The following is an 8,066-nucleotide window of genomic DNA, read 5'->3' on the forward strand; positions in this document are numbered from 1 at the left end:
ACCGCGTCGTGGACGATCCCCCCGGTCCAGCCGGTGCCGCTGGAAACGGCCCGCGCGCACGGCCTGATCGGGGTGGACACCAACGCCGACCACCTGGCCGCCTGGCGCCTCGACACCCATGGCAACCCCGTCGGCGCACCACTCCGGTTCGGCTACGACCTCACCGGCACCGCCCAGCACCGCGACGCCCAGGTACGGCACGCGCTGATCCGCCTGCTGCACTGGGCCGGACGCCACGGCCTCGCGGTCGCGATCGAGGACCTCGACTTCGCTACGGAGAAGACCCGCGAGAAGCACGGCCGCCGCAAACGCTTCCGCAACCTCATCTCCGGCCTGCCCACCTCCAGGCTGCGGGCCCGGCTCGTGTCCATGGCGGCCGAACTCGGCATCCCCCTTGTCGCCGTCGATCCGGCCTACACCAGCAAGTGGGGCGCCCGGCACTGGCAGAAGCCCCTCACCAGCAAGACCAGGAAGACCACCCGCCACGACGCAGCCGCCGTGGCGATCGGCAGGCGCGCCCTGGGACACCCGATCCGGCGACGGACGGCACCGCCCCCACACGACCGGAGCGATCGTGCGGGGCATCGGACCGTCCAGGCCCGACCGGGCACCCCAGGGCGTGAGGGAAACCGCCCCCGCATCCCCGGACCACGGACACGATCCGTGCGCACCGGACGCGGCGCGAACGCGGTCGACCAGAACGCCCAACACCGTTCGGGGCGTTCGGCTGAGCATGAGTCCTGGCAACAGGACTCACTCCCGCTCAGTCTTTAGGAACGGTGGGTTGAGGACGGTGAGCGGCAGGTGGGTGCGGGTGGTGCCGGCTCGTGTTTTGCGCAGGACGGCGCTGGCCTGGCTTCGTTGGTGTGAGATGAGAACGAGTGGTGCCGAGTTCGGGAAACAGATATTGGTCAAGCGGGCCCAGAATGTTGCCGGATTCCAGGAACACCTGGTCGGCGTGTCGGGGTGCGAAGAGGACTGATGAGCGGGACGGATATCGTCCTGCCATGACACAAGGGTTCGATCTTGCCGCGTCGCTCGCCAGAGGCGTCGAAGACCGCAGTGGTGCATGGACCTTCATCCAGGGCTTCGCCGCCCACTGGGCCGGCGCCGCCCTGGGACGCAATGACGGATGGACGGAAGCCGATCTCGATGCTGCCGAGGAGAGGCTGGATCTCCGACTGCCGACGGCGTTGCGCGAGGCGTATCTGCTGTTCGGACGCCAGCAGGATCTCACCAGCAACCACGATGTGCTGCTCGGCCCGGCAGAGCTGTATGTCGATGACGCCAAGGAGGCCCTGGTCTTCCGTCACGAGAACCAGGGAGCCGCCTCCTGGGGCATCCTCCTCGACAGCCTCCAGGAGAACGATCCTGCCGTGTTCATCCGGCTTGACCTTGCCGACAAGAGCGCCGAGCGGTGGGAGGACTGGCTGGAGCGCCTTTCCCTCTGCTTCGTCGAGATCATCTTGTCCGAATCCCTGCAGGCCGATGAAGAGCTCTGCGACTTCCTCGACCCGGATGACGACAGCGTCCAGCTGCTGGAGGCGGACTTCGCCCGGCTGCCGTTCCCGGCGTATCCCACCGGTCAGGAGCACGGATCCCGGTGGTTCCTTGGCCAGGACGTCCTTTTGCGGGACGACGGCGGAGCCATTCTGGCCCGTGGCCGGACGGCAGAAGACCTCGACCGTGTTCGTGACCTTATCCCGGGCGACTGGCTCAACGACTATCGCTGGCCACGTCCCACGCCCTGGCCTCGGCCGGGCTTCCCCGGCACCGACGGCGACGTGGGGGCCGGGGACCGCCTCTCACGTGTTCGCCCACGGATCCGAAAGACAACGCCCTACTCCTGCTCACTCCGCACGCGCCGCAGGCGCGCGAGCTTCAGGAAGACATTGGCTCCGCCGATGGCTACCTGCAGGAGCGTGAGCACGGGCTGGAGAGGGCTCAGGTCGTGGGCGAGCTCGTACAGCGTGTTCACCGTCAATTCCCTTCCGCGGCTGGACCGTCCGGCCGTCGCACTCACCGTCGACGAGCGGGGATTCCCCGTCTGGCGCGGCTGGCACAGAGCGGGGAATACGCGGAGAATCACTAGTGATCAACGCGGGGAAACGGATTCTTCGCGCGAAGAATCGGGGCACACATGGGACGGCGGCGCCAGCCGGTCGATCCGGCCGCACCACAGCCAGTGCGCGAGCTCGCGCTGCGGCTGCGCGAGGCTGCGGAAGCCGCCGGGTTCGCGTCAAACTCCGAGCTCGCCAAAGCTTGCGGGCTCGGTGAAACGGTGGTTAGCGAGACACTCCGGGCTGCACGGGCTCCGACGCCCAAAACCCTCAAGAAGGTACTGGCGGCGTGCGGCGTCGATCTAGACAAAGGGTGGGAGAGGCTGCGCTTCAAAGCGCAGTCTGCAGATCAGCAGCGCCGTGCGGAGACCAAGGAGGCGGACCGACAGGCCGCCGCGCGCAGCGCGATCACAGGCGCCCGCCGCTCGCCGGCGCAGCTCGAACGGCGGCACCTGCTGCTGCGTGGTCGCGCGCACCTCGGGCCTGACGGCGATCTGCCGTATGTCGGTGCGGTACGTGATCGTGCCCTGCTGCGCATCCATCCCGCACCGCCTGTACGCGGCCGACGCAGTGATGTGGTCCTCGATCCGGAACTGCCCAGCTATGTGGAACGAGAGCGCGACGGAGAACTGCGTCTGGCGCTGACCCGTGCCCGCGATCAAGGTGGACTCGTCCTTGTCGAGGGGCCGTCCACGGCCGGCAAGTCGCGCGCGGCGGCAGAGGCGATGTGGAGCTGTCTGCCGGGCTGGCAGTTGCTGATCCCGGTCGTCTCCGAGGACCTGGCTCCCCTCGCCGACCCCCGGTTCGACCTGTCCCGCACCGTTGTCTGGCTCAACGACCTCCAATTGCATCTCGGCCCAGGCGGAGCTCATGTCCACGCCCTCCACCGGCTGCTCGCCCACCCGAGCCGCCCGGTCCTCCTGGCTACGATCAGGTCCAGCGAACGAGCCGCCCTGCGCGACGACTCCGCAGCGAGGGGACGCCAGGGCGGCCAAGACCGGACAGGAGCAGACAGCGACAGCCTGCCCCTGATCCACGCCCTGCTGGACCGTGCCCACACCGTCGTGCTGGAACGGCTGTTCACTACCGAGGAGCTGGAGCGGGCCAAGTTCCTCGAGGGCGACCCACGCATCGCCAGCGCCCTGCCCGGGACGCACCGGTTCGGGCTCGCCGAACTCCTGGCCGCCGGTCCGGAACTGCGCGATCTGTTGGCGGCGCACACCAGCGACGCCGACGGGCAATTCGTCGGTGCCGCGCTCGTGCACGCCGCCGTGGACTGCGCCCGCGCGGGCTGGAGCCGCCCGGTCCCCCTGGATCTGCTGCGCCTCCTGGCACTGCACTACATCCCCGCTGAGCTGCGCAGCGACGTCACGGCCGAGGACCTGGACGCAGCCGTCACGTGGGCGACGCGCCGTCGACGCGGCTACAGCCGCCTGCTCATCCCGTCCTCCGACGACCGCAGCGCGCTGAGCGCGTTCGACTACTTGATCGACGACGCACAGGCACAGCGGAACCGAGCTGTCCCTGACACGGTCTGGCGCATGTTGGCCGCCGCGGCCGACCCGGAGACCGCACTCGCTCTGGGCGAGCGGGCCTTGACCGCCCTTGCCGTCGATGCGGCGGAAACCGCCCTGCACAAGGCCCTCGACAGCACAATCCCCGACGTCGCCGCAAGCGCGGCCGAACGGCTCGGCAGGCTCTATCTGGACCGCGGACAAGGCCCGCAGGCCGAACCCCTCCTGCGGCGCGCCGAACCGCTCAGCCCGCGGGCCAGCGGCGATCTGGATGAGTACCTCGTTGGCCGCGGCAGGTACGACGACGTCCTCGACCGATGGATCGCGGAAACGGACGTACGTGAATACCGCCGAGGCCCCGAAGGCCTCTTCACAGCCCTGACCGCGCGCGCACGCTGGGCCGACCTGGAACGGCTGCTCGCCGAGCGGAACTCGTCAGGACCCGCTCGGCACACGCTCCAGGCCGAACTCCGGTCCATGAAGCGGCTTCGCTGGATCGACCCCACCCAACAGCTGGCCTTCCCCTTCCCTTTCACCGTCGTCAGCAACGTCCGCCCGGCAGAGTCTCGGCAGTGGTCGTGGTGGCGCGAGCGGATCGCAGCGTTGCTGGAGCAGAGTGGGCAGCAGCCCACGATCGACACCGCAACGGCAGCCAATGACGAATTCGAGGCCGAGAAGGACCGCCTCCTGCGGATGGCGGTCCAGTGGGACGACGGCAGATCGCTGTACGGCTGGAATCACCTGCTGCTCTTCTTGTGGTCCCACGGTCGCCAGGACGAGTTCGAACCGCTGCTCCACGGCGCAGCGGCCGCGGGCATCGTGGGTGTCGACGCGGTCCTGGAACAGCAACGGGAAGTCGCCCGCCGCATCGCCGCCCCAGCAATGCCCCCATACCCAGACGGCAACGAGGACCTAGCTCCTGAGCTACAGCCGGAGTTCGGCAGAGCAATGGAGCACGCCGATCCGCGGCCCACAGGGCAACTCACTCAGTATCTCGCCGGGATGTTCCACGAACTCCACCCTCAACTCGCGAGCAGAGCCTTCACCGAGGAGGAAGCGCAGGAGGAAGCAGACTGCACAGGGCACGACATGCCGGTCCTGGAGTTCCACCGCCGGGCCGGCCAGTGGCGCGAACTGCTCGACCGCTGGCGGCCCCCACAGCCGGCCCAGTTGTGGCCCGGCTTCGACCTCGGCTACCGCGTCCTGGGGCATGTCCGACTCGGCCAGTGGCAGGAAGCCGAATCGATCGCACGCCGCGCCTTCGAAGCGGGCCAGTCCTCCTTCGGACCGGTACTGGCCGAGACGCTCCTCCATCTGCCCGACGGCCCATCGCATGCAGGCCAACTGCTGCGCCGGATCACCAGTACTGCTCCACAACACCCCGTCAACCAGCTGATTCGCCTCCTTCTCGACACTGGCAACACCGACCGAGCTGTGTGCCTCGTCCGCCCCCATGGCGAGGTGGCCCCACCCCCTTGCGGGCAGATCACCGCCGCTTTGATGGCGCTCAGCGGGCTGTCAGCGATGGTGCCGATCTGCCACGAACTCATTGACCACGAACGGTGGGAGAACAAGGGGGCATCGGGATGGGAAGAGTCCACACAGGGCATGTGGACTGCTCTCGCCGCCCACTACGACCAAGTCCACGCTCCAGACCACGTGGAATATGAACTGCAACAGGCCATCGACAGCGGTGACTCGGGAGCACGCCACGTCCTCGCCCGCCGCCTGCAGCGCGCGGGCCGCGAAGACAGCGCGCTGCGCCTGCTCGGCCGGACCGACTCCGCCAGTTGGAGCCGTAGTAGCAGCCTCGATCCGGTGCTCTGCGGGGCCTTGCGCATCCGACTGCTGCACCAACAAGAGCGCTGGGACGAGGCAGCCCTCGACCTGCTCCTGACCGTCAATCCGCTGTTGCTCTACCGCCTCGGCAGCCTGGACCCGAAAACGAACGCTTCGGAAATCTCGGACGTGCTGTGGTGCGTGCGCGCAGCCGTCCCAGAACTAGAGCCGGGGTATCTGTGGCAGTACCGCCAGCTCCAACGCGCCATTGGTGAACAGGAACACTGACAGGCAGCCGCACGCGCTGGAGGATCGAGCAACGGTGCAGCTGTCGTTGGTTGCGGGAACCCGACAACTCATCACCTCACGCCAGAACCCTGCCAAACGTCCCTCACGCGTCACCAACTCTAGATACGGAGTCCCGCCATGGAGTTGATCCGATGAAGCGCCGCAACCTGCTTCGCGGCGCGCTCGCCGCCGGCCTCACCGCTCCGGCGCTCGCCGCTCTCACGGCCGCCCGGACCGACGTCGACCAGACCCTCTCCCCCGACACGCCCCAGGACCTGGCCGACCTGGAAGCGGCAGCCGAGAGCTACGGGTACGGCTACCACGGCCAGCAGCCCACCCGCGTCCTCGCCGAGCTGGTCTCGGACTTCGCCGGTCTGCGCCCGCTGCTCGCCGTCCCGCAGCCCGCCCCGGTACGGGCGCGGCTGTGCCGTACGGCCAGGCAGAGGCCAACCGACGGAATTCGCTGACCTGCTGAAACGCGGCCCGCAGGGTGCGGGCGTCCCGTGAAGGAGCGTGGAGTCTCCCGGTAAACCGCGGTACTCGGTGTGACTGAGCGCCGTAGTTGGTCCGACCGGTCAGATACGCGCTTAGCAGCCGGTGTTGCCGATCCGCAGCGTCCCATACGGTCGGTCCGTGATGATCAAATTGGGCGAGCCACGCAGGCTCGGCGTCTCGACCCCCGAGGCGCGGTTGCACTTCGAGGCGGAGCGGCGGGAGACCGAGGGCGGGCCGGGTCGCAGGTTGCTCGTGGTCGACGGGGAACCCGCCTTCGAACTCAGCTTCTGGTGCGGAACATGCCCGTTTCTGTTTCGCCGGTTGGAGACCGCCAGGCAGACGTTGTCGCTGGAGAGCGTGCAGGAGCGGCTCACCGGCGCGCTGGCCGATCCGGACGACGGCGGCGTGATCGATGCGTTCGGTGCGTTGCTGCCGGAGGGCGAGTACCTTCCGATGCTGCTCCGCGTGGAGCCCCGTCTGGTCGTCCCCGGCCAGGAAGGCGACTACTTCAGCGGCGAGCAGGTGGCCACGTGGGGGCTCGACCAGTTCTGGGGACTCCCGGAATACCCGCACACGCCGTACTACCGGACCTTCGAGACCCCAGTCGACGCGTCCTCTCACCTCTATGAGTTCGTCGTGCCCATGGTTCCCCCCACGTGGAACACGAGGGAGCGCGTCGAGGAGTACGTCGAACTCATGGGCCGGGGAACGGTCCCGACGGCTGTGGCGGTCTCAACGCTGGACGTGTGTGAACCCGCCTCCGGCCTGCCGACCGACCACTATCGGCACTGGGGCCTGACGCACTTCCTCCTCGACGGCCACCACAAACTGGAGGCTGCGGCCACAGCGGGCCGCCCAGTGCAGCTCCTTTCGCTCCTGGCCCTGGGAGAGGGCCTGGCCGAATCTGAAGACTGCGCCCGGCTGCCTGCCCTGCGCACTCAACTCCGCTCGGCCCGAGCGACCGCTACCTGAACCAGCGCCGACGAACACGCGGCGGCCGTACGGCTCGCTGACCCCACTCCGCGGATTCCGTCACCTCGGGAGCCGCATTTCGTCGGTTCCCCGCAGATGGCCGGGATGACCGCGATCGTCTTACACGATCTGGGCAGCCGCCAGGAGTCCCGCGCCTGGTTCGCCACCGCCGCCCGGGCCGCCGCCGAATCCGGTGACGACCAGCTGCACGCCTGGGTCCTCGGCGGGGAGGCCATGGTGCCGCTCAACTACGGTGTCCCGAAGGCGGCGGCCGGTCTCGCGGAACGGGCCCGTCATGCCGGCGGGCACCGGCCGACCGCCGCGGCGACGCTCGCGGCCGCGGTCGCCGCCCGCGCCTACGCCCTCAACCACCAGCCCCAGCAGGCCCGCGCTGCGCTCGCGGACGCCGCCGCCCTCATGGAACGGCTCCCCGAGGGCGAGCGGTCGGATACGTGGCTGACGTACGGCGAGCAGAAACACCACGTCCACCTCAGCCACGCCTACACCACGCTCGGAGACACCCGCCGTGCCCGGGAGAGCCAGCAGCGCGCCCTGGAGCTGTCCGCGCCGACCAGCACCATGACCCGCACCTTGCTGAACATCGACGCGGCTGCCTGTTCTCACCACGACGGCGACACCGAGCAGGCCTGCCACCGTACGGTCGCCGCCCTGGCCGCGCTGCCGGACGGCTACCGCACCGGCCTGGTCCGCCGCCGCGCACTGGATCTGTACGAGGCGATCCCCGCCCAGCACCACCGCGAGGACGCCATACAGCTCGACATCCTCGACTTACCGTTCCTATTCAGTGAGCAGGAGTGAGTGTTGGGCCCATTCCTGGTCACTGCGGACATCCCGAACGGTTTTGGGTGTCCTGGTCGCCCGCGTTCGCTCCGCGTCCGGGGGCACGGATCGTGTCCGTGGTCCGGGAATGCGGGGGCGGGGTCCCTCACGCCCGGGG

The 8,066-nt window shown here is 68.9% G+C and carries 6 protein-coding genes and 1 pseudogene; 6 read left to right on the forward strand and 1 reads right to left on the reverse strand.

Annotated features, from left to right (window positions below):
* Nucleotides 1-774: pseudogene (locus tag ACFV7R_RS46280) on the forward strand (transposase); the annotation flags it as partial.
* A 233-nt stretch (nucleotides 775-1,007) separates the two neighbouring features.
* The gene (locus ACFV7R_RS46285; RefSeq protein ID WP_385276616.1) at nucleotides 1,008-2,366 is read left to right on the forward strand and encodes an SMI1/KNR4 family protein; all 1,359 of its coding nucleotides are present in this window, start codon (nucleotides 1,008-1,010) and stop codon (nucleotides 2,364-2,366) included.
* Here the strand turns inward: ACFV7R_RS46285 and ACFV7R_RS46290 are convergent.
* Entirely contained in the window at nucleotides 2,363-2,602 is a 240-nt protein-coding gene (locus tag ACFV7R_RS46290) for a hypothetical protein (protein ID WP_385276619.1), read from the reverse strand. The genes ACFV7R_RS46285 and ACFV7R_RS46290 overlap by 4 nt on opposite strands.
* A 33-nt stretch (nucleotides 2,603-2,635) precedes the next feature.
* Between ACFV7R_RS46290 and ACFV7R_RS46295 the strand changes: the two genes are divergently transcribed.
* From ACFV7R_RS46295 to ACFV7R_RS46310, 4 genes are all read left to right on the forward strand, one after another.
* Entirely contained in the window at nucleotides 2,636-5,641 is a 3,006-nt protein-coding gene (locus ACFV7R_RS46295) for a hypothetical protein (RefSeq protein ID WP_385276622.1), read from the forward strand.
* Between the two features lie 152 nt (nucleotides 5,642-5,793).
* Nucleotides 5,794-6,108: a hypothetical protein gene (locus tag ACFV7R_RS46300; RefSeq protein ID WP_385276625.1), complete on the forward strand. Its 315-nt coding sequence runs from the start codon at nucleotides 5,794-5,796 to the stop codon at nucleotides 6,106-6,108.
* Nucleotides 6,109-6,277: 169 nt separating this feature from the next.
* A complete protein-coding gene (locus ACFV7R_RS46305; RefSeq protein WP_385276631.1) occupies nucleotides 6,278-7,108 on the forward strand; it encodes a hypothetical protein in 831 nt (276 codons plus the stop codon).
* 105 nt (nucleotides 7,109-7,213) lie between these two features.
* Complete coding sequence (locus tag ACFV7R_RS46310) at nucleotides 7,214-7,927, forward strand: hypothetical protein (RefSeq protein WP_385276628.1); 714 nt, start codon at nucleotides 7,214-7,216, stop codon at nucleotides 7,925-7,927.
* The last annotated feature ends 139 nt before the right edge of the window (nucleotides 7,928-8,066 follow it).

Source organism: Streptomyces sp. NPDC059866 (assembly GCF_042731325.1).
In the GTDB taxonomy this organism is placed as follows: Bacteria; Actinomycetota; Actinomycetes; order Streptomycetales; family Streptomycetaceae; genus Streptomyces; species Streptomyces flavusporus.